The organism is Flavobacterium sharifuzzamanii (assembly GCF_003254585.1).
GTDB lineage: Bacteria > Bacteroidota > Bacteroidia > Flavobacteriales > Flavobacteriaceae > Flavobacterium > Flavobacterium sharifuzzamanii.
On sequence record NZ_QJGZ01000038.1, the window covers coordinates 221,856 to 243,683 of the forward strand.

The 21,828-nt window shown below is 33.7% G+C and carries 16 protein-coding genes; 9 read left to right on the plus strand and 7 right to left on the minus strand.

The features are described 5' to 3' along the window. Positions 1 to 156: 156 nt before the first annotated feature. Entirely contained in the window at positions 157 to 2,577 is a 2,421-nt protein-coding gene (gene pheT / locus DMA14_RS11620) for a phenylalanine--tRNA ligase subunit beta (RefSeq protein ID WP_111424829.1), read from the minus strand. A 274-nt stretch (positions 2,578 to 2,851) separates the two neighbouring features. Here pheT and DMA14_RS11625 point away from each other — a divergent pair, with 274 nt between their 5' ends. The 3 genes from DMA14_RS11625 to DMA14_RS11635 all read left to right on the plus strand — a co-directional run bounded on the left by DMA14_RS11625 (position 2,852) and on the right by DMA14_RS11635 (position 6,094). Beyond that, complete coding sequence (locus DMA14_RS11625) at positions 2,852 to 4,357, plus strand: aldehyde dehydrogenase family protein (RefSeq protein ID WP_111424830.1); 1,506 nt, start codon at positions 2,852 to 2,854, stop codon at positions 4,355 to 4,357. Between the two features lie 263 nt (positions 4,358 to 4,620). Next, a complete protein-coding gene (gene adhP, locus DMA14_RS11630; protein WP_111424831.1) occupies positions 4,621 to 5,655 on the plus strand; it encodes an alcohol dehydrogenase AdhP in 1,035 nt (344 codons plus the stop codon). A 67-nt stretch (positions 5,656 to 5,722) separates the two neighbouring features. Next, positions 5,723 to 6,094, plus strand: coding sequence for a DUF779 domain-containing protein (locus DMA14_RS11635; protein ID WP_111424832.1), 372 nt, complete (start codon positions 5,723 to 5,725; stop codon positions 6,092 to 6,094). A gap of 74 nt (positions 6,095 to 6,168) precedes the next feature. Here the strand turns inward: DMA14_RS11635 and DMA14_RS11640 are convergent, their stop codons facing one another. The 5 genes from DMA14_RS11640 to DMA14_RS11660 all read right to left on the minus strand — a co-directional run bounded on the left by DMA14_RS11640 (position 6,169) and on the right by DMA14_RS11660 (position 13,890). Beyond that, positions 6,169 to 7,092, minus strand: coding sequence for an AraC family transcriptional regulator (locus DMA14_RS11640; protein ID WP_111424833.1), 924 nt, complete (start codon positions 7,090 to 7,092; stop codon positions 6,169 to 6,171). A 70-nt stretch (positions 7,093 to 7,162) separates the two neighbouring features. Then, positions 7,163 to 8,026 carry a bestrophin family protein gene (locus DMA14_RS11645; protein WP_111424834.1) on the minus strand — a complete coding sequence of 288 codons (864 nt, stop codon included), beginning with the start codon at positions 8,024 to 8,026 and terminating at the stop codon, positions 7,163 to 7,165. Between the two features lie 243 nt (positions 8,027 to 8,269). Beyond that, positions 8,270 to 9,580: a TolC family protein gene (locus tag DMA14_RS11650; RefSeq protein ID WP_111424835.1), complete on the minus strand. Its 1,311-nt coding sequence runs from the start codon at positions 9,578 to 9,580 to the stop codon at positions 8,270 to 8,272. A 36-nt stretch (positions 9,581 to 9,616) separates the two neighbouring features. Beyond that, positions 9,617 to 12,715 carry an efflux RND transporter permease subunit gene (locus DMA14_RS11655; RefSeq protein WP_111424836.1) on the minus strand — a complete coding sequence of 1,033 codons (3,099 nt, stop codon included), beginning with the start codon at positions 12,713 to 12,715 and terminating at the stop codon, positions 9,617 to 9,619. Positions 12,716 to 12,831: 116 nt separating this feature from the next. Further along, the gene (locus DMA14_RS11660; RefSeq protein ID WP_111424837.1) at positions 12,832 to 13,890 is read right to left on the minus strand and encodes an efflux RND transporter periplasmic adaptor subunit; all 1,059 of its coding nucleotides are present in this window, start codon (positions 13,888 to 13,890) and stop codon (positions 12,832 to 12,834) included. A 478-nt stretch (positions 13,891 to 14,368) separates the two neighbouring features. Here DMA14_RS11660 and DMA14_RS11665 point away from each other — a divergent pair, with 478 nt between their 5' ends. From DMA14_RS11665 to DMA14_RS11680, 4 genes are all read left to right on the plus strand, one after another. Continuing rightward, positions 14,369 to 14,968 (plus strand): DUF6436 domain-containing protein, encoded by a 600-nt coding sequence (locus DMA14_RS11665; RefSeq protein ID WP_111424838.1) that lies wholly within the window; start codon positions 14,369 to 14,371, stop codon positions 14,966 to 14,968. A gap of 31 nt (positions 14,969 to 14,999) precedes the next feature. Beyond that, complete coding sequence (locus DMA14_RS11670) at positions 15,000 to 15,854, plus strand: hypothetical protein (RefSeq protein WP_111424839.1); 855 nt, start codon at positions 15,000 to 15,002, stop codon at positions 15,852 to 15,854. Positions 15,855 to 15,906: 52 nt separating this feature from the next. After that, the gene (locus DMA14_RS11675; protein WP_111424840.1) at positions 15,907 to 16,251 is read left to right on the plus strand and encodes a hypothetical protein; all 345 of its coding nucleotides are present in this window, start codon (positions 15,907 to 15,909) and stop codon (positions 16,249 to 16,251) included. A gap of 62 nt (positions 16,252 to 16,313) precedes the next feature. Further along, positions 16,314 to 16,919: a PAS domain-containing protein gene (locus DMA14_RS11680; RefSeq protein ID WP_111424841.1), complete on the plus strand. Its 606-nt coding sequence runs from the start codon at positions 16,314 to 16,316 to the stop codon at positions 16,917 to 16,919. 211 nt (positions 16,920 to 17,130) lie between these two features. Here DMA14_RS11680 and recG read toward each other — a convergent pair whose 3' ends face one another. Then, positions 17,131 to 19,239, minus strand: coding sequence for an ATP-dependent DNA helicase RecG (recG, locus tag DMA14_RS11685; protein WP_111424842.1), 2,109 nt, complete (start codon positions 19,237 to 19,239; stop codon positions 17,131 to 17,133). A gap of 254 nt (positions 19,240 to 19,493) precedes the next feature. On the opposite strand from recG, the gene DMA14_RS11690 reads away from it, so the two are divergent. Next, positions 19,494 to 19,916: a hypothetical protein gene (locus DMA14_RS11690; protein ID WP_111424843.1), complete on the plus strand. Its 423-nt coding sequence runs from the start codon at positions 19,494 to 19,496 to the stop codon at positions 19,914 to 19,916. Positions 19,917 to 20,045: 129 nt separating this feature from the next. Beyond that, on the plus strand, positions 20,046 to 21,812 hold the full coding sequence (locus DMA14_RS11695) for a hypothetical protein (protein WP_238989962.1): 1,767 nt from the start codon (positions 20,046 to 20,048) through the stop codon (positions 21,810 to 21,812). Positions 21,813 to 21,828 lie beyond the last annotated feature (16 nt).

The window sequence follows — 21,828 nt, forward strand, 5'->3', positions numbered from 1 at the left end:
ACCTTGCGTAAACCTTTGCGTTCTTTGCGGTTAAAAACCTGAAACCTGAAACCCGAAACCTGAAACTTGAAACTTGAAACCTAAAACTTGAAACAAAAAAACAAACCCGACAAGATCTTAGACCTGTCGGGTTTTTATTTTAGAATTTGAAAGAATCTATCTTAAACTTGCTCCAAGTTCCGTTTCAAATGTCTGCTGTAATTTAGACATGATTTTGTCAATTTGAGTGTCAGTTAAAGTTTTAGTATTGTCTTGAATGGTAAAACTCAATGCATACGATTTTTTTCCTTCTGGTAATTTATCACCTTGATAGACATCAAATAGATTAACGTCTTTTAAAAGTGTTTTTTCTGTTTGTTTAGCCAAATTGAAAATACTTTCATAAGTTGTACTTTCGTCAATCAATAAGGCTAAATCTCTACGTACTTCTGGATATTTAGGAATTTCAGTGTATTTAATTTTTCCTGTAATGATTTTTAGAACCAAATCCCAGTTAAAATCTGCGTAATAAACGTCTTGTTTAATACCGAAATGTTTTAAAATAGGTTTTTTAATAACACCCATTTCAACTAAAATATCATTGTTGTATGTAATCGCAGTTCCTTCAGAGTAAATATCTGATTGAACGGGCGCATTCGAAATTTTTTCAATTCCTAAACGAGATAAAATCGCTTTTACATATCCTTTCAACAAGAAGAAATCTGTTGTTTTTTGTGGACTTGTCCAGCTTTCTTTGTTTCGGTTTCCAGAAACTAATAAAGAAAGGTGTTTGTGCTCTTCATATCCGTTTAAATACTTATGATAGGTTTTTCCGAATTCGAAAAGTTTTAAATCCGAATTTTTTCTATTGATATTATAAGAAACAGCTTCTAATCCAGAAAACAATAAAGACTGGCGAAGTGTCGCTAGATCACTACTCAACGGATTCAACATTGAAACGTTATGTTCTTCTTTTAATGAAGAAGATAATTTCGCGTAAGCCGCAGTTGTCAATGAGTTAGCCATCATTTCGTGGAAACCTTGCGAATTCAACTGAGAAGCAATTACGTTTTGTACCTTATAATCTTCTGTTCTTGGCGAATTTGCTACAGTAGCATTAAATTTCTTAGAGAAATTAATGTTATTATAACCGTAAACTCTCAAGATTTCTTCGATTACGTCAATTTCACGCTGAACGTCTACACGATATGCAGGAATCGTTAAGCCTAAACCAGTATCAGAAACGCTATTTACTTTAATATCTAAAGAAACCAAGATTTTTTTGATGGTATCTTTTGGAATTTCCTGTCCGATGATTTTAGAAACATGGCTAAAATTCAGTAAAACAGAGAAATCTTCCACTTTTTTAGGATAAACTTCAACAACATCAGAAGTGATTTTTCCGCCAGCAACTTCTTGAATTAAAAGTGCTGCACGTTTTAAAGCATATTCTGTAATCGTTGGATCAATTCCTCTTTCAAATCTAAAAGAAGCATCTGTACTTAATTGATGTCTTTTGGCTGTTTTACGAATGCTTACAGGATCAAAATAAGCACTTTCTAAGAAAATAGATATTGTTCCTTCAGAAACTCCAGATTTTTTACCTCCAAAAACTCCAGCAATACATAATGGACCTTTTTCGTCGCAAATCATTAAATCTTCTTTGTGAAGTGTTCTTTCAACATCATCAAGAGTCACAAATTTAGTTCCTTCAGTAGCTGTTTTTACAATAATTTTGCCGTTGATTTTGGCAGCGTCAAAAGCATGTAAAGGCTGTCCTAACTCATGAAGAACATAATTTGTAACGTCAACAATATTATTTTTCGGAGTTAATCCAATCGCTTTTAAACGGTCTTGTAGCCAGCTTGGAGATTCATGTACAGAAATTCCAGAAATAGTTACACCACAATATCTTGGAGCTAAATGAGTATCTTCAACATTTACATCAATTTTTAGCGTACGCATGTCAACTCTAAAATTGCTTACAGAAGGTGTAATCAATTCTATGTTTACGCCACGCTGCAACATTCCCGCTCTTAAATCACGCGCAGTTCCAAAATGGCTCATGGCATCGGCACGGTTTGGAGTTAATCCGATTTCGAAAACTTCGTCATTTGCAATTTGGAAAACTTCAGAAGCAGGTGTTCCAGGAACTAAATCATCAGCCAAAACCATAATTCCGTCGTGGCTTGTTCCTAAACCTAATTCATCTTCAGCACAGATCATTCCGTGACTTTCCTGTCCGCGGATTTTTCCTTTTTTAATGGTAAATTCTTCACCTTCTTTATCATATAAAACGGTTCCGATAGTAGCAACTGGCACTTTTTGTCCTGCAGCCACGTTTGCAGCGCCACACACAATTTGTACAGGAGCTTCTAAACCAATATTAACTGTAGTAACTTTCAATCTATCAGCATCAGGATGTTTTTCGCATGTCAAAACGTGTCCAACAACAACGCCTGCCAAACCTCCTTTAATAGATTCGTATTTTTCAACAACTTCAACTTCTAAACCTAAATCTGTTAGTAATTCAGAAGTCTGCTCAGATGTCCAATCTGTTTTAATAAATTGTTTTAACCAGTTGTAAGATATTTTCATTGTAGTTCTTTAATTCTTTGTATGAGGTTACAAATATAAGGATTGCGCGTTGGAGTAGGAAAAAATTGAGTAGTTTTTTCTAGTTGTTTTTAATTGACCGAAAAATGCTGCCTACTAATTATTTAGCAATTTATAGATTAAAATTTTGATAAATGATTATTATAAAAGATTAAAAAAACTGAATGTGTAATTTTTGTGCTACAAGATGAATGAATAATGCTATTCTTTTTCTTTTTATGAAACTAAATTTGGAGTAAATCAAAAAAAGAATATTATGAGTACCGCAGTAAAAAGACCTGAATTTAAGGCAAAATACGATAACTATATTGGAGGAAAATTTGTAGCGCCAATTACAGGAGAATACTTTGATGTAGTTTCTCCTATTGATGGAAAAGTATTTACAAAAGCAGCGCATTCTGGAAAAGAAGACCTTGAATTGGCTGTTGATACTGCTTATGAAGCATTTAAAACGTGGGGAAAAACTTCTGTAACCGAAAGAAGTATTTTACTAAATAAGATTGCACAAAAAATTGAAGACAATTTAGAATATATTGCAGCAGTTGAAACGGTAGACAACGGAAAACCAATCCGTGAGACACTTGCGGCAGATATTCCGTTAGCTATTGATCACTTTAGATATTTTGCCGGTGTAATTCGTGCAGAAGAAAGTGCGATTTCTGAATTGGATTCGCAAACTGTTTCAATCGCTTTGAGCGAACCTCTTGGTGTTGTAGCTCAGATTATTCCGTGGAATTTTCCAATTTTAATGGCGGTTTGGAAAATTGCTCCAGCTCTTGCAGCAGGAAATACTATTGTCTTGAAACCAGCAGAAAGCACGCCAATTTCTATTATGGTTTTAATGGAATTAATTGGCGATATTCTTCCTCCTGGAGTTCTGAATATTGTAAACGGATTTGGTGCTGAATTAGGACGTCCATTAGTAACCAATAAAAAGGTATCGAAAGCTGCATTTACTGGTTCTACAACAACAGGACGTTTGGTAATGCAGTATGCGACAGAAAATATTATTCCGGTTACATTAGAATTGGGTGGAAAATCTCCAAATATTTTCTTCCCATCAGTAGCAGATCATGATGATGATTTCTTTGACAAAGCCGTAGAAGGTGCCGTATTATTTGCTTTAAATCAAGGTGAAATCTGTACTTGTCCTTCTCGATTATTAATCCATGAAGATATTTACGACAAGTTTATCAAAAAAGTAATTGAGAGAACAGAAGCGATTATTGCTGGAAATCCGCTGGATAAATCTACTATGATTGGTGCTCAGACTTCGATTGTTCAGAAAGAGAAGATTATGTCTTATATCAAATTAGGAAAAGAAGAAGGAGCAGAATTATTGACTGGAGGTGATGAAAATAAATTGGGAGGTGATTTAGAAGGTGGTTATTACATCAAACCAACGCTGTTTAAAGGGCATAACAAGATGAGAATTTTCCAAGAAGAGATTTTCGGGCCAGTTTTAGCAGTTACGACTTTCAAAACTACTGAAGAAGCGATCGAAATTGCCAATGATACCATGTATGGTTTAGGTGCAGGAGTTTGGACACGTGATGCACACGAGATTTATCAGGTGCCGAGAGCAATTCAGTCAGGTCGTGTTTGGATTAATCAATATCATTCTTATCCTGCTGGCGCTCCATTTGGAGGTTACAAACAATCTGGAATTGGTCGTGAAAACCACAAAATGATGCTGAGCCAGTATCGCCAAACCAAAAATATGCTGATTTCTTACGACAAAAAGAAATTAGGATTCTTCTAAAGAAAGAATAGGACTATCCATCCCCTGTGCTAATTTTAGAAAGGGCACACGGATGATACTGATTCGCTAACGCGAAGACACGGATTGAGACGGGTTTTTTATTAATCTGAATTAAATCCGTCTTAATCTGCGTTTTTACGAAGTAAATGCGTTTTATCAGCGTCATTTAATTAGTAGTTCGTTTGGTAGATAGTTCATAATAAAGAATATAAACCAGAGAATAGAATTTCGATAGACTTTCTGCTCTCGTAAACCATAGAATTATGCTTCCAAAAACAATGAAAGCTGCGGTCGTTAGAGAATTTGGTTCTCTTCTGCAAATCGAAGAAGTTGAAGTAAAACGCCCAGGTAGAAATGAAATTCTTGTAAAAGTAATTGCAAGTGGAGTGTGCCACACCGATTTACATGCTGTAGAAGGAGATTGGCCAGTTAAACCTAAAATGCCTTTAATTCCTGGACACGAAGCTGTCGGATATGTTGTAGCAGTTGGGCAAGATGTAAAAAACGTAAAAGAAGGCGATGCTGTTGGTGTGCCTTGGCTGTATAGTGCATGCGGTGGCTGTGACCATTGTATCACTGGTTGGGAAACCTTATGCGAGAGCCAGCAGAACGGCGGTTACAGCGTAGATGGCGGATTTGCAGAATATGTAATTGCAGATGCCAGATATGTTGGAATTTTGCCTTCTAACGTGAATTTTATCGAAATGGCTCCGATTTTATGTGCCGGCGTTACAGTTTACAAAGGGTTAAAAGAAACTGAGGTAAAACCTGGCGAATGGGTGGCAATTTCTGGAATTGGAGGTTTAGGACACGTTGCTGTGCAATATGCAAAAGCTATGGGAATGAATGTGGCTGCAATTGATATTGGAGATGATAAATTGGAACTGGCAAAAAAATTAGGCGCCGATTTGGTAGTGAATGCTAAAAATCAAAATCCTGGAGAATTCTTAAAGAAAGAAGTTGGTGGAATGCATGGGGCATTGGTTACCGCAGTTTCTCCAATTGCTTTCAAACAAGGGCTTGAAACATTGAGAAGAAAAGGTACAATGGCATTAAACGGACTTCCTCCAGGTAATTTTGATTTGTCTATTTTCGATACTGTTTTAAATAGAATTACCATTAGAGGTTCTATTGTCGGAACTCGAAAAGATATGAAAGAAGCGATTGAATTTGCCGTTGATGGAAAAGTCAAAGCTACAGTAACGCCAACAAAATTGGAAGACATTAACAATGTTTTTGATAAAATGAAAAAAGGTGAAATAGAAGGTAGAGTCGTACTTGATATAGCACAATCGTAAATAGGTGGTTTATGTTGAAGCAGTAAATTCTTAATTGAATTTGCTGCTTTTTTTAATTTTGAAAGCGATGATTAAACGAATTGATGCAACAGAAAAAGCAATTGAACTGATTAAAGTTCTAAAAGAAAAACACGGTGATCTGATGTTTTATCAAGCAGGCGGATGTTGTGAAGGCACACAGCCACAGTGTTTTGAAAAAGGAGGTTATTATCAGCGAACAGGCGATGTTTGTATTGGTACAATTGAAGATACCGAATTTTGGGTCGACAAAGATTTATTTGAATATTGGAAACATGCTCATTTTACTTTGACTGTAATTGATGCATTTGGAGTAGGAGGTTTTTCTTTAGAAACTCCATTAAAAAAGACTTTTCAAATAGAATACCGAATTTTTACTCCCGAAGAAGAGAAGGATTTAGAACCAGTAACCTTTTTTTAGGTGCAAAGTAACAAAGGCGCAAAGCGACAAAGGTTTTCAAAACTTTGTACCTATGCACCTTTGTTACTTTGACCCTAATTAATATAAAGTAACTGATACTGTTTCGGTGTAATTCCTTCGTGTTTTTTAAATAATCGAATAAAGTAATTGGCATCTTCAAAGCCAGCCAAATAACAGACTTCGTTAATTTGAAGGGTTGGATTCTTCAGAAGATTTTTAGCACATTTTATTTTCTCATTCAAAATATATTCAATCGGACTCATTCCGAGTTCACGCTTAAAGAAGCGATAGAAAGAAGTTGTGCTCATACAAGCTTTTTCGCTCAGTGATTTTAAGCTTATATTTTCTTTCAGATTTTGTTTGATATATTCTGTAACTTCTTTTATTGGATTATTTGCATCTAAAAATTTTCCTTCGTCAATAGATTTAACTGTTTGTGTCTGAATAATTCTGATTAGTAATTCTTTTAAAGTCAAATCTGCAAAAATATCTTTGGCAACAGAAGTACTCATGCATTCCTTTATGAGTTTATTGATTGTTGCAGCCATTTCTACATTATTGTAAAAGAAGTAGTTTTGATAGTTTAACTGCCAGTACATATTAGTTCCTTCTTTCGGATATTGTTCATTTAAGAAGTTTAATATTTCAATAATTTTATCCTGATCAATAGCCAATGCTAAACACTGTGTAGGATTGTTTTTTGTAGCTTCGGGAAAATCAATTTTCATTTCTACATTTGACGGAACAATAACTGTTTCACCAGGAAGGTAAACAAATTCAGGATCATCAAAAAGGTGCATGATTTTCTTGCCTCTCAGCATACTGGTGACTACCAAATCATTAAATTTCAAAGGAACTTTTTGAGTCGATTCGTAGGTTTCAAATAGATTTAATTCGCAATTATTAAGATTGTAAATAGTTCTGTTTTCTACAAGAGTTTTTAATGATTTCTCTTGCGATAATTGAAGCGGATTGACTAAAAATCGTTGATTGTTCATTAAATTTATTTTTGGTGAAGACTCTAAATTTAATGAAAATAAAAATATAAACGGCAGATTTAACGTTTTGTTAAATCAGTTCTTCCACATGTTTTTTGATATTTTCGGCTATTTTTCTTGTAGGAAGGTCATTTTCGTCATTTCCAAACGGATCTTCAATTTCTTCGGCAATTAGCTCTAAACTCGCTAATACATAAAATATGAAAACCACTACAGGAGCCACTAGATAGCCTAAACTAACAGAGTAACCAAACGGAAGAGTCATGGTATAAAAGAAGATAAATTTCTTTATAAAAGCACTGTAAGAGTAGGGAATAGGAGTGTTTTTAATACGCTCGCAAGCACCACAAATATCTGTAAATGCAACTAATTCATCATTAATAGTGATTAACTGTTCTCCAGTTATTTTTCCTGCATCATACAAATCATTGATTTTATGATACATGATTCTTTTCAGCTGATTTGGTTTGTGTTTGTGATGGTCAATTTCCAAATCAACATCTTCAAAAAGCTGTTTGCTGGTTTCTTCGTCTTTTAAATGGATATTTAGAATTTCAGCATACATCGGAATAAATTTTCTAAAAAACTTTCTGTCATTTTCGTCTTTTAAAATTGCCGAAAGTTTTATAGCTAGATTACGGCTGTTATTTACAAGTCCGCCCCAAAGTTTTCGACCTTCCCACCATCTGTCGTAAGCCGTATTGGTTCTAAAAACAAGCAAAAGTGAAATCACGAATCCAAGCATTCCGTGCATCATCGGAATGTTATGAATATAATCGTTTTTGGTTACCTTAAAATATTGAAGTTCAAGATAGCATACGATGGCAGCATAGATTCCAATTGCGATCATAATCGTAAACAGTTTTCGAACAGTATCCGATTTATGAAAATGAAAAATAAAGGTGAACCAGTCTTTGGTATTGTATGTAATCATTGAAGTATGTTTTGAAACAAATTTAAATTAAAAAAATATTCTGCTGTGTGTAAAATAGAAAAATATTGAATACCAAGAAATAGTGGTGATTTAAGATTATACAAACAGAATATTTCCTTGAAAAGTGCTGTATATCCTTTATGACATTAAAAAAAATCTGCCGAATCTGCTAAATCTGCGAGAGAAAAATAGCTCGCAGATTTAGCAGATTCGGCAGATAATATTTGATTTTTAAAAGGAAAATTAAAAATTAATATTTCCTGCTAATTCTTTTAGAGCAATTTCAGATAGTTTTGCTTCGTATTGTGCGTTACTGTAGCGTACTTTTGCGTTAACATAATTTAGCTGGGCAGTTCTAAAATCGAGTGTTGTAATGGTTCCAATTTTAAATTTATCCAATGTAATTTCTAAATTTTGTCTAGCAATTGCTTCATTGTTTTCTTCTAAATCAATTAATTCCAGATTGGTTAAATACGTTTGAAAAGCTGTGCTTAACTGCGTATTTAGAACAGTGTTTTGCTGTTCTATAGCAATCTGCGAATTCTCGATCTGTAGTTTGGCTACTTTTTCATTTCGATGCTGATTAAAACCATCAAATATGTTCATAGAAGCATTAAAACCATAATTTAAACCCCTTGAAGATGTTTCGCTCGTAAAACCTAAACTTGACTGGCTTTCAGAAAAATTATATCCTGAAGTTAGTCTTAAAGTAGGATAACGATCTGCTTTTACTTGTTTTAGCTGTAATTCGGCAATACGTTTATTGATGATTTGTGCTTCTAAACCTGGATTTTGTTTTTGAGCTAAATCCATTAAATCGGCCAAAACCAATTTATTGTCCACTTTTACTTCATCTGTAACCTTAAAATCAATTTTTGGGTCGCGTGCCAAATGCTGATTCAATAAAATTTTACCATTAGCGTATGCTTCTTTTTGTCTCAATAAAGCAACTTGATCTGAGTTTAAATCGACTTGTGCGTTTAAAACTTCCAATTTTGATGCTTTTCCGATACTGAAACGGTTTTTAGCCAAAGTTAATCGTTGATTTGAAATTACAATTGTAGTGTCCAATGCAGATAATTGTTGTTGCATTTGTACTAAATCATAATAAGCAGAATTTACTTGAGCAATTTTAACTAAAATAGTTCTTTTAAGTTCTGCGTCGCCCAATTTCTGAAGTTCTTTCAGCTGATCAAGTTTTGCGAACATTTTCATTCCATCAAAAACAGTCCAGCCTAAACTTACGCCATAAGTTAAACTGTTGTTTTTTGCATTGTCCAAAGAAGTCGATGTTCCATCCTGTCTTACTTGTGTAGAATTTGTAATGCTGTTGTTGTCGGTAATATTTGCCGTTGCTGTAGGCAGCATTCCTGCATTTCCAATTGTTACGTTTGTTTCGTTTATTTTGGAATTATTTTTAGCAATTTTAATTTCAAAATTATTTTCCAGAGCTATAGTCATAGCCTGCTCAATAGTAAGAACTTCCTGTGCCTTTGACTGGAAAGTGCAAAGGAATAGGATAAGTGCTGTACAGTATATTTTTTTGATATTCATATTCGTTTTCTTTAACCAAAAATCGATTTTCGGTTTCTATTTAATGCTGTCTCTTTCGTATTCGTCAATATGGTCAAACTCAGGATAATGTTTTCTTGCTTTAGACCACATAAAATAAATAGCAGGAATTACAAAAAGCGTTAAAGCCAATGAGAAAATAGTTCCACCCACAATTACAACTCCCATACCAATTCTACTCGTAGATGCAGCTCCAAGTGACATTGCGATAGGAAGCGCTCCTAATGCAATAGCTAAACTCGTCATTAAAATTGGACGTAAACGTGCTTCTGAAGCTTCTAAAATAGCTTCTAGTTTAGGTTTGCCTTGTTCTCGTAATTGATTAGCAAATTCTACAATCAAAATACCGTTTTTGGTTACCAAACCAATTAACATTACGGTACCAATTTGGCTGAAAATGTTCCAAGTTTGGTTGAATAGCCATAATGAGAATAATGCTCCCGCAACAGCCATAGGAACTGTCAGGATGATGATAAACGGATCAATAAAGCTTTCAAATTGTGCTGCTAGAATTAAGAAGATCAACAGTAAAGCCAATCCGAAAGCAAAAGAAGTATTAGAACTACTTTCTACGAAATCTCTTGATTCTCCAGCTAAATCTGTTGTGAAACTTTCATCTAAAACTTTAGCCTTAATTCGGTTCATTTCTTCGATACCTTCTCCTAAACTTTTTCCAGGTGCTAAACCAGCAGAAACAGTCGCAGACATGTATCTATTATTGTGATACAATTGTGGAGGATTACTTTGCTCGTAAACGCTTACAACGTTATCCATCTGAATCAATTCGCCTTTTTTGTTTTTTACAAACATAGAAGTCAAATCCAAGGGTTTCGATCTGTCTTTTTGGTCAAACTGTCCAATTACCTGATATTGTTTTCCGTTTTTAATAAAATAGCCAAAACGCTGACCACTTAAAGAAAGCTGTAAAGTCTGCGCAATATCAAGAATAGAAATTCCTAAACTTTCAGCTTTTGCACGGTCAATGCTAACATTAATTTCAGGTTTGTTAAATTTAAGGTTTACGTCTGTTGTCGAAAACACATCGCTTTTTCCAACTTCATTCATAAAAAGAGGAATTTTTTCTCTTAGTTTATCAAAATTAGGAGCCTGAATAATGTATTGAATTGGCAGACCACCACGTCTGTTTACAGCAATTGTTGGTTGCTGCGTTACAGAAGTTTTAGCATTCGGATATTGTTTTGTCCATTTGGTTAATTCGTCAGCGATTTCCTTTTGAGATTTCTTTCTTTCGTCGACATCTTTTAGGGTAAGTCGCACCAAACCGCTGTTTACAGAGTTTGAACTGAATCCTGGAGAAGTAATTACCAAACTAACTTTTTTCTCTGGAATAGAGTCATCAATTAGTCTTGAAATCTCCTGCATAAATTTATCTGTATATTCATAAGAAGAACCTTCAGGAGTCGTCATACGCATAGTTACAGCGCTTCGGTCATCATAAGGAGCAGTTTCTTTTGGAAGAATAGTAAAGAATAAATAAATTAATCCAAAACAAGCAATAAGGATAGGAAAACTGATCCATTTTCTATCCATAAATTTTGTCAGCGCTTCAGCATAGCTGCTGTTCATTTTTTCAAAGAAAGGCTCGGTTTTAATGTAAAATTTCGACTTTTTCTGTTCGCCGCCTTTCATTAAATAAGCATTCAACATAGGAGTTAATGTCAATGATACAAAGGCAGAAATTAATACTGCAGCTCCAATTACGACCCCGAATTCTCTAAAGAGTCGTCCAACGAAACCTTCTAAGAAAATTACAGGTAAGAATACTGCCGCCAATGTTACTGAAATCGAAATTACTGCATAAAAAATCTCATTAGAGCCTTTAATTGCTGCTTCAATAGGTGTCATTCCTTCTTCAACTTTTTTGAAGATATTTTCTGTTACCACAATTCCGTCATCAACCACAAGACCTGTTGCCAGAACGATAGCCAATAAGGTTAAAACGTTGATAGAGAATCCAAAAAGCCACATGATAAAAAAAGTAGCAATCAAAGAAACTGGAATATCAATTAAAGGTCTGAAAGCAATAGCCCAGTCTCTGAAAAACAGATAAATAATAATGATAACCAGAATGATTGAAATCCCTAATGTTTCGGCAACCTCAAGTACTGATTTCTTTACGAAAATAGTATTGTCAAGTGCGATATTAAGTTTGATGTCTTTTGGAAGATCTTTCTTTAAAGCTTCATATTTTTTATAAAACTCTGCTGAAATGTCCAAATAATTTGCGCCGGGCATCGGAACGATAGCAAGACCAATTAACGGAAGTCCAGATTGGCTTAATTTTGTTTCTAAGTTTTCTGGCCCTAATTCAGCGCCTCCGATATCACTTAAACGAACAATTTTATCACCATCTGTACGAATAATAATATTGTTGAATTCTTCTGGTTTAGAAAGATTTCCAACTGTTTTTACTGTTAATTCAGTATTGTCTCCTGTAAGTTTTCCAGAAGGCAATTCGACGTTTTGAGCATTTAATGCTGTACGAACATCTGAAACGGTACATCCATAAGCAGAAAGTTTTGCTGGATCAATCCACAAACGCATTGCGTAACGTTTTTGTCCCCAGATTTGCACAGCACTTACGCCAGGAATTGTTTCTAATCTTTGCGAAATAACGTTCTCAGCGTAATCACTCAATTCTAATGAACTTCTAGTGTCACTTTGAACAGTCATCGAAATAATCGCCTCACTATCTGCATCGGCTTTAGATACAACTGGAGCAGCATCGATATCTTGCGGTAAACTTCTAATGGCTTGCGAAACTTTGTCACGAACGTCGTTTGCTGCTTCTTCTAGATCTTTATCTAAGTTGAACTCTATGGTAATGTTACTGCTTCCTTGGTTGCTTGAAGATGTAATATTTCTAATTCCGTCAATTGCATTTACTGCTTTTTCAAGTGGTTCTGTAATTTGCGATTCAATAATATCAGCATTGGCACCAGTATAATTAGTACGAATGGATACCTGAGCAGGGTCAATAGAGGGAAACTCTCTAACACCTAGAAAAGTATAACCAATAAAACCGAATAATATAATTAATAGATTCAGTACTATTGTTAAAACAGGTCTTCTAATACTTGTAGTTGATAAACTCATGTTTGATTTTAGATTTTAGATTGTTGATTTTAGATTTCAGATTTATTGCTAAATCTTGACCTACCATCTTTAAATCTATATTCAAGTCTTTCGACTTTTGACTTTTGGCTTTAGAACTATTTTATTTGAACTTTAATTGGAGCTTCATCTTTTAAAGACATAACACCGCTTGTAATTAAAGTGTCTCCAGGTTTTAATCCTGATAAAATTAAAATAGAAGAATCTGTTCTTGTTGTTGCATCAACCATTACTTCTTTTGCCTGTCCGTTATTAGCAATAAAAACTTTTTTACCATCTTGAATCGGAATAATTGCCTGAGAAGGAACAACTATAGCGTCTTTAATAATATTTAAAGGTAATTTGACGTCTGCAAAAGTTCCTGGAAAAAGTTTTCCGTCATTATTATCAGCAAGTGCACGAATTTGAAGTGTACGAGTCGCAACAGCAACTTCTGGTTCGATAGCGTAGATTTTTGCATTATATATTTTGTCTGATCCAGAAACCTTAAAATCGATTATAGATCCCGATTTTACTTCTGATGCGTATTTTTCCGGAATTGAAAAAGTAATTTTTAATTTGCTAGTATTTACCAACTTTGCTACCAAGACAGTAGGAGTAATGTAAGTTCCTGGAGAAATGTTACGTAAACCAATTTTTCCTGAAAATGGTGCTCTTACTGATGTTTTAGAAATCTGAGCTCTAATTAATTGGCTTTGAGCCTGAGCAGAAGCAAGATCAGCTTTTGCAACATCAGCTTCTTCCTGACTGATTGCTTCTTTTTGCAATAGCAATTTCGCTCTTCTTGCATTTTCAGCAGCCAAATCTTCTCTGGTTAAAGCTTGTCTTAACTGTGCTTTTAGTTCAATGTCATTTACTTTAAGAAGTACTTGTCCTTTAGTTACATTCGTACCTTCGTTAAAGAATATGCCTTCCACAATTCCTGAAACCTCACTGTGAATTTCAACTTGTTCATTTGCTTCAATAGATCCAGACAACGCTAAATTATTGTCAAAAGTTGCTGTTTTTATTACAAGTCCGTTAACAGTTGTTGGAGATTTTTTATCATTAAACTTTTTAGAGTCTTCGTTTTTACCCTTATTAGAGACGATTCTGTAGGTAATAAAGCCTCCAATTGTAATAATTAAAAGGGTGTAAATGAGGTGTTTTACTTTCATAAAATTGAGGTGAATATAGATTTTAGGTTTTGTTTTTCAGCAAGTTTACAAATTTAACTTTTTGGTGTGAAATCGAAAGCCGTTAGCTTTTATTTAACATTTGTATGTACAAAGGTTTGCATTTAGACTATAAGTTGGCAAAAAGGTTTAATTAAAGATTAAATTTTTTTCTCGAAAACAAACAAAACTCCAAATAGAGTTTGCTTTTTCATCTGTCGAAGTATCGATTGTTTCTGCCATGAAAGAAAATTTTAATCTTTTTGTCTGATTTTTTTTGCACTTTATCGATTTTATTTGTATTATTGATATGTTAAACAAAATGAAAAGATTTTACATAAAAGCTAACGGTTGCGTTTGTTATTTATGTTAAAATTTCTATGTAGAAGTTGTTTTTTTTTGGGTTTGGTTATATATAATGAATAATTATATTAACAAGTGTTTATTCTTTCGTTGTTGAATAATATAAAAAAAATAATTTATGAAGAAAAAATTACTTCTAGGTTTATGGTTTACATTTTTACTTCTTTCAATTGGTTACCTGTTTTGGCAGAACGAGTTTAAATACAGTCTTCCAACGCCTATTCCAAAAAATTATCACGCTATTGCAATGGGATCTAAAGTAGAACTTGGCCCATGTTGCGCATTTGATAATAAGCCTATTTTTATACATTTTTTTAATCCCGAATGCCCTTGTTCGCGGTTCAATGTACCACATGTTAGCAGTTTGATAAAAAAGTATGGAGATCTGATAAATTTTAAAATTGTAGTGTTAAACAAACAGAAAAATTTCACTATTGATGAAATCCAGCAAAAGTTTGATGCTAAAATTCCTGTTTATTTTGATGAATCAATTGCTAAAAATTGTGGCGTTATTTCAACACCTCAAGCAGTTTTACTAGATCAGTCGCATAATTTGTACTATCGAGGCAATTACAATAAAACAAGATATTGTACAGATGCTTCAAGCAATTATGCTCAAATGGCGATCGATTCTCTCCTTAGCAGAAAAGACAATCCTTCTTTTAATGCTTTAGCTCTAAGAGCTTACGGATGTTCATTACCAAAATGTACTAAATAACTATTTTCCAATAACCAAAATCTATTAACCTATGAAAGCAAAAGCTAGCTTAAACGAACAAGATTATCTGCACAGTTTTATGTCTACAATGACACAAAAATCAGATACAATTATCAATTATGTACTTGCAGTATATTTTCTTTTGGGTATCGGACTGTCTTTTAAATACGATACTTTCGAAATTGGCGTTGGCGTTGGAACGCTGAATCTTCTTTTGTACTACTCGGCAAAATTTTTTATGAAAAATTCTAAGTTTTACCAGTATGTCCTGTCTATTGTTCTGGCTATTTTTATGGCACAGTACATTTATCAAATGCACGGAATGTTCGAAATGCATTTTACGGTATTTATTGCCAGTACGATTTTGATTATTTATCAAAACTGGAAACTTCAAATTCCGCTTACTTTGCTGGTTGTGCTTCATCACGCAGGACTAGCTTATCTTCAAAATTATATATACAATGACGCAAACGGACTTCAGGTTTATTTTTCACAAGTAAATTTTGATCTTGAAACCTTAATTATCCATACCGTTTTGGCGGCTGTAGTATTTTTTATGAACGGCTATTGGGCGTATTATTTTAAAGAGCACAGTGAAAATCACATTTCAAAAATTTCAGACGAATATGAATTGGAAAACATGAAATTGGCTTCTGCAAAATACAGTTCAATGTCTGCTACAAAAGATTATAATGATTTTATTCATAGAACAACTTTAGATTTGAAATTACCTGTAAATTCAGTTTTAAAGCTTATTGATGTCTCAAAAGGCCATACAGATAATGATAAATTGCTTACTTATCTTGAAATGATGAGAGAAAGTGCTAAAAAAATTGATGATCTAGTTAATGATATCCATGTGAAATCAACAAATAGCAAGAGTTAGAATTCAAACCAAGCCCCCCAAAAACAATACTAATATTTTTTAAACCAATTGTATGTTTAAGTATGATTTACCAACTGCAGTGCCTACGCTGCATAATCTTAAAAAGATAATTGAAGATTTTTTGAATGAAAGCATAACATTAGATTCGATTGAAAAAATTAAAGTCCAATCTGATTTTGAAATAGAGGTAAAAGAGATTTTTAAAAATTACCAAACTAGTTCACATGTTTACGATCTTGACTTTCAGTATAAAAAGCTAATCCAGATTATGAATGATATTCGCCAGCTTAATCTTGCGGTTAATAACGAGATTCCTGAATGGTTGGAAAATGAACTGGAAACAGTTTTTCGCAAAATCAGAAATATTCTGCTTGTCTTGGAGATCGAGTCAAATTAAAAATGGTTTAAAGGATTCATTTTATACTTATTGAATTGTAAATTAATTTAAATGTAAAATTTATGGATACCAGATTGCACCGTCCGACACCTTCTGATAGAGAAGTGGATTGGAATAAGAATAAAGTACTGCTAAGTAAAACTGATAAAAAAGGAACCATTTTATATGCTAATGAAGACTTTATAGATGTTTCTGGTTATGATGAATTTGAGCTTGTCGGCCAGCCTCACAATATAGTTCGCCATCCGGATATGCCTAAGGTTATTTTTAAATTTTTATGGGACAGTATTAAATCCAGCGAAAATATTCATGTTATCATAAAGAACATGGCTAAAACTGGGCGTTATTACTGGGTTGTAACTGATTTTAAAATAATCGCCGATACAGATGGTGAAATTGTTGGTTATTTTGGCACCAGAAAATCGGTTCCGAATGAGATTATTGTAAAATTTATCGAGCCTTTGTACAAGAAACTTTTGCAGATAGAAGAAACCAGCGGTATGCACGCATCTGAAGAGTATCTGGTAGGTTTTCTAGAAGAAAGAAAGAAGACCTATATGGAATATATCGATCATTTGATTGCAACTGGAAAAGATGATAAAAACAAAATTAGCAAAGGTTTGTTCAGTGGTATTTTCGAAAAAAAGAATGATGTGAAAAAGAAATAATCAAGTATATACTTCATTGTGTCCGGAAGAATATTCATCCCCTTTAAATTTGTCCCCCAGCAAAACTAAATCACCTGAATGATAAATAATTAAGGACGCAATGGAGTTTTTTTATTTTAGGTTCAAAGGCTCAAAGGTTCAAAGGTTCAAAGTTTAAACTAGAATCTTCAAAACCTTTGAGCCTTTGTACCTCTGTACCTTTGCACCTCAGTTAACTAATATAATTCCAAATATTCTTTTTCTTAGTCAACTCTATGAAGATGTTTCTTAAAACAGCATGTTCTGGTTTTTGAAGAGCAGAATCTTCTTTTAAGATTTTCATGGCGTAATTTCTTGCTAGAGATAAAATCTCTCTGTCTTTTACGATATCTGCAATTTGCAGGTTTAAAACACCGCTTTGTTGTGTTCCCATTAAGTCGCCTGGACCACGAAGCTTTAAGTCTACTTCGGCGATTTCGAAACCATCGTTGGTTTGTACCATAGTCTCCATTCTGGTTTTGCTGTCGGAGCTTAATTTATGTCCTGTCATTAAGATACAATAACTTTGTTCGGCACCACGTCCTACACGTCCGCGAAGCTGGTGCAATTGAGAAAGTCCGAATCTTTCGGCACTTTCTATAATCATTACACTAGCATTTGGCACGTTTACACCAACTTCAATCACAGTTGTGGCAACCATGATATTCGTTTTTCCTTCAGAGAAACGCTTCATTTCGGAATCTTTATCTGCAGGTTTCATTTTTCCGTGAAGAATAGAAATAGAATATTGAGGAAGCGGAAAATCACGAGAAATACTTTCGTAACCATCCATTAAATCTTTATAGTCCATTTTTTCTGATTCTTGAATCAACGGATAAACAATGTAAATCTGTCTACCTTTTGCAATTTCATCACGAAGAAATTTCCATACTTTCAAACGATTTGTATCATAACGATGTACGGTTTGAATAGGTTTTCTGCCTGGTGGTAATTCATCAATAACCGAAATGTCCAAATCACCATATAAGCTCATAGCCAAAGTTCTCGGAATAGGAGTGGCAGTCATAACCAAAACGTGTGGCGGAATATCATTTTTCTTCCACAATTTAGACCTTTGCTCCACACCAAAACGATGCTGTTCATCAATTACAGCCAAACCTAAATTCTGAAACTGCACTTTATCTTCCAATAAAGCGTGAGTTCCGATCAAAATTTTAAGTTCTCCGCTTTCTAATTCTTCATGAATAATTTTTCTTTCAGAAGTTTTGGTAGAACCGGTTAAAATTCGAATATTGATGTTTAATGTTTGAGCAAATTCAGACAATCCAAGAAAATGCTGATTGGCTAAGATTTCCGTCGGAGCCATCAAACAAGCCTGAAAACCATTATCAATAGCCAAAAGCATGCTCATAAAAGCCACAATAGTTTTACCAGAACCCACATCACCTTGAAGCAAACGATTCATTTGAGCGTTGCTTCCCATATCAGTTCTGATCTCTTTAATAACTCTTTTTTGGGCATTTGTTAAATCAAAAGGCAGATGATTTTTATAAAATTCATTAAAAAGTTCGCCCACTTTATCAAATGGATGTCCTTTTATTTTATGCTTTCGAATAAGGTTTTTAGTGATTAACTGCAGCTGAATAAAGAACAGTTCTTCAAACTTTAGTCTGAATTGCGCTTTCGCTAAAATCTCAGCGCTTTTCGGAAAATGAATATTGAATAAAGCGGCACGTTTCGGAATCAGCTTCAGTTCTTCGATCAAAAATGGCGGAAAAGTTTCTGTAAACAACGCTTGTGTTTCCAAGAAAAGCTGTTCCATTAATTTATTAATCGTTCGGTTTGAAATGCCTTTGTTAGCCAAAGCTTCTGTTGAAGGGTATACCGGTTGCATGGCAGAACGCAAACTTCTTTCGTGTTCGCTTAATAATTCAATTTCGGGATGCGCCATACTAAACTGGCTTCCATACAGCGAACATTTTCCAAAAATTACCAAAGGTTCATTGAGTTTTAAACTTTCGCGGATCCATTTATGGCCTTGAAACCAGTTTAAATCAATTTGCCCCGTTTCATCAACAAAAGAAGCCACAAGACGTTTTTTGTTTTTAGCAAATTCAACTGTTTTGATGTTGATTATTTTGCCAATTATCTGAACTTCAGAGCCCGTATTTTGCAGTTCATTAATTTTATAATAACGCGTTCTGTCAATGTATCGATTCGGAAAAAGATTAACTAAATCCCCATATTTATGAATGCCCAATTCCTTACGAAGCAGCTGGCCACGGCTTGGACCAACACCTTTTAAGTATTCAATAGGAGTTTCAAAAAGATTATTAGACATTCGAAGATTAGATTTTATAGAGCCAAGAATAAAAGAGTAGAGAACCAAGAAGAAAGACAAAGTATATTCTATTTTCTTTCTTCTAGATTCTTTTTTCTTTAAAAAGCGAAGATAGATTTTAATTAGGAATTTTGAAAATGATTTGTTGTTTTCAAGTGCTTGAATGTTAACTTATCGTAAAATTGTAAATTGAAGACGCAACCATTTTAAGAAAGTAAAATCTTAATAATAATTAACCATCAAAAACTTTAAAAATGAAAAAAATTGGACTTTTAATTGTAATGTTTGCGTCTTTAATTTCTTGCTCAAATGACGATTCAAGCAATAAGGCAGATACAGCCATTACAGACTATTATGGAAAATGGGTGCAATATAATGAACCTAAGAATGACCATCCTTCTTCAAATCAGTATTCTTATATTTTTAATAAGGATAATACATTTTCAAAAAACAGAGTATATGAAAATATCAATGTAACGCTGACAGGAACTTTTGAGATTATAATCAAAGATAATCTTACTCGTTTTGTATTAACTTATAAAGAGAAAAAGGATAATTCATTTATTTCGAGCTGTGGAGGCGGTTTGATAGAAAGTTTTACTCTAGACGAGTCGGGAAAATTAATAGATGATGCCCGTGCATGTGATGCCAGTTTCGTATTTAAGAAATCAAATTAAAATTTAATATTGCAATTTGTAAAACTCCGTTAGTTTCCTAACGGAGTTTTTTATTTAACGTCAGTATTGTTTTAATAAAAAAGATAATTACTAGATTTGTTAAAACATTTAAATTATAAGCCTCAAATTATGATTAAAGAAGAAAAAGTTCCTTTTGAAACAATGGTATTTTCTGGGATTACATTCAAGGTAATTAACCGACATGAAGCGCATAATATCATTGGAGATCTTACTGATTTCAGCAATCAGAAAATCTATAATGTTTTTGAAGATACTTGGCGTTTTCCCGATTACGAAGAAAATCCAATATTTTTATTAGCAGAAGAAGATGTAGAAATGGATTCATTTGAGATGGATTTCAGTACCGAAGAACATCCTGATATTTTTATTTTAGGTTTTATTTTTAAAGGAAATCTAACAGTTTCAAAACTGATCAGTTCTTATGATACCGATAATTCTCCTGCTTTGATCGTTTTAGGAAAAACTACAACAGTAAATATTAATCTGTTCGGAAGTGTTCATTATTTAGGCGGTGGCCTGCAATGCGACACACTTGCAGGCGAATACAATCACGGAGAACTTTTTGTAAAAGGAGATCTTACAGCTTGGCTGATTTATAGTGACGATATGCTATTTCATTTTGAGCGTTTTACAGATGTTCAAGCAATTATCAGTGCCAACAGACCCGATATTTTAATCTGTAGTTCTGTGCAAGATACTGACGGATCTATTATTACTGTTGAGAACTATCTGCCTTCAACCCATAAACTGTCTGATATTGTTGAAGATTCTTTTATTGAAATTTCAGATTATAACGAAGAAATATTAGGCAATAATTATTTAGATGTTTTTAAAGAAGGTCTTTCAATCTTAGATTACGATAAAAAAGAAAAGTACATGTATGCTGATTTCCGAAATCAGTTTATTAATATGGTCGAAGTTTTGTCTGAAACTGAAGAGCTAAAAGAAAGTGGAAAAATCGTTAGACATATCTCGGGAACAACTTATTTGTTTGTCCCTTTTGATTATGAAGGGAAGAAATACAGTCAGATTTCAGAAGAAATTTCGAATGGTTTTAATATCAGAATGCGTGCTTTATGGTGTCATGAGGATCAAGAAATTATGATTATTCTGGAATATCTAGATGAAAACGGAGATCCGAAATACCAATGGATGAATGACGAAAATGCTCCAGGAATTGAATTTTTCTGTGTAAAAAATGCTGTCATGAAAACTTTTGAAATATTGACGGCCGAAGTTGTTGAAGATAATGACGAAGATGATGAAACAGAATATGCCGATTATAGTAATAGATTTTCATTGGAGGAATTTGCTTCTCAATTTGGCAATTACAAACTGCCAGAAGATTTAGTAAAACTGTATAAATTTGAGCAGGAATATGGCGTAGAAACGTATTCGGAATGTTTTGGACTAACCATAACGGAGGAAAAAACTGGTATAAAAACATGGTCTGAAGAAGAAGAATTTTATAATAGTTTTATCGAATTTGCAGGCGCAAATGGTTCAGGAAGTTCGTATGCGTATTGGATTATCGATAATGATTTGAACAATTGCCCTATAGTTGTTTTTGGAGATGAAGGCGGAGTTCATGTCGTAGCAGAAAACACTCAAAAATTAATTCAACTTCTAACATTAGACACCGAAATTTCTGTTGATTTCGATAAAGCTTATTTTTATCAAGACGAAGAATATTACGAAGAAAGTGAAAATAAGGAAGAATTTCGTGAATGGGTACAAGAAGAATTTAATCTCAATGCAGTAGAAACCAACGAAGAAGCCGATGAAATTGTAGAAGAAGCACAAAAAAAGTATAAACAAAAGTTTAACGACTTTTTAGTAAAGTTTGGCATTGAAATCAGTGAAGAAGATGAATAGTGTTTTTTATCTTTGA

Excerpts from the sequence above, each read along its gene's own strand:
- pheT (WP_111424829.1), bottom strand. The coding sequence starts at position 2,577 with ATGAAAATATCTTACAACTGGTTAAAACAATTTATTAAAACAGATTGG.
- DMA14_RS11625 (WP_111424830.1), top strand. The coding sequence starts at position 2,852 with ATGAGTACCGCAGTAAAAAGACCTGAATTTAAGGCAAAATACGATAAC.
- adhP (WP_111424831.1), top strand. The coding sequence starts at position 4,621 with ATGCTTCCAAAAACAATGAAAGCTGCGGTCGTTAGAGAATTTGGTTCT.
- DMA14_RS11635 (WP_111424832.1), top strand. The coding sequence starts at position 5,723 with ATGATTAAACGAATTGATGCAACAGAAAAAGCAATTGAACTGATTAAA.
- DMA14_RS11640 (WP_111424833.1), bottom strand. The coding sequence starts at position 7,092 with ATGAACAATCAACGATTTTTAGTCAATCCGCTTCAATTATCGCAAGAG.
- DMA14_RS11645 (WP_111424834.1), bottom strand. The coding sequence starts at position 8,026 with ATGATTACATACAATACCAAAGACTGGTTCACCTTTATTTTTCATTTT.
- DMA14_RS11650 (WP_111424835.1), bottom strand. The coding sequence starts at position 9,580 with ATGAATATCAAAAAAATATACTGTACAGCACTTATCCTATTCCTTTGC.
- DMA14_RS11655 (WP_111424836.1), bottom strand. The coding sequence starts at position 12,715 with ATGAGTTTATCAACTACAAGTATTAGAAGACCTGTTTTAACAATAGTA.
- DMA14_RS11660 (WP_111424837.1), bottom strand. The coding sequence starts at position 13,890 with ATGAAAGTAAAACACCTCATTTACACCCTTTTAATTATTACAATTGGA.
- DMA14_RS11665 (WP_111424838.1), top strand. The coding sequence starts at position 14,369 with ATGAAGAAAAAATTACTTCTAGGTTTATGGTTTACATTTTTACTTCTT.
- DMA14_RS11670 (WP_111424839.1), top strand. The coding sequence starts at position 15,000 with ATGAAAGCAAAAGCTAGCTTAAACGAACAAGATTATCTGCACAGTTTT.
- DMA14_RS11675 (WP_111424840.1), top strand. The coding sequence starts at position 15,907 with ATGTTTAAGTATGATTTACCAACTGCAGTGCCTACGCTGCATAATCTT.
- DMA14_RS11680 (WP_111424841.1), top strand. The coding sequence starts at position 16,314 with ATGGATACCAGATTGCACCGTCCGACACCTTCTGATAGAGAAGTGGAT.
- recG (WP_111424842.1), bottom strand. The coding sequence starts at position 19,239 with ATGTCTAATAATCTTTTTGAAACTCCTATTGAATACTTAAAAGGTGTT.
- DMA14_RS11690 (WP_111424843.1), top strand. The coding sequence starts at position 19,494 with ATGAAAAAAATTGGACTTTTAATTGTAATGTTTGCGTCTTTAATTTCT.
- DMA14_RS11695 (WP_238989962.1), top strand. The coding sequence starts at position 20,046 with ATGATTAAAGAAGAAAAAGTTCCTTTTGAAACAATGGTATTTTCTGGG.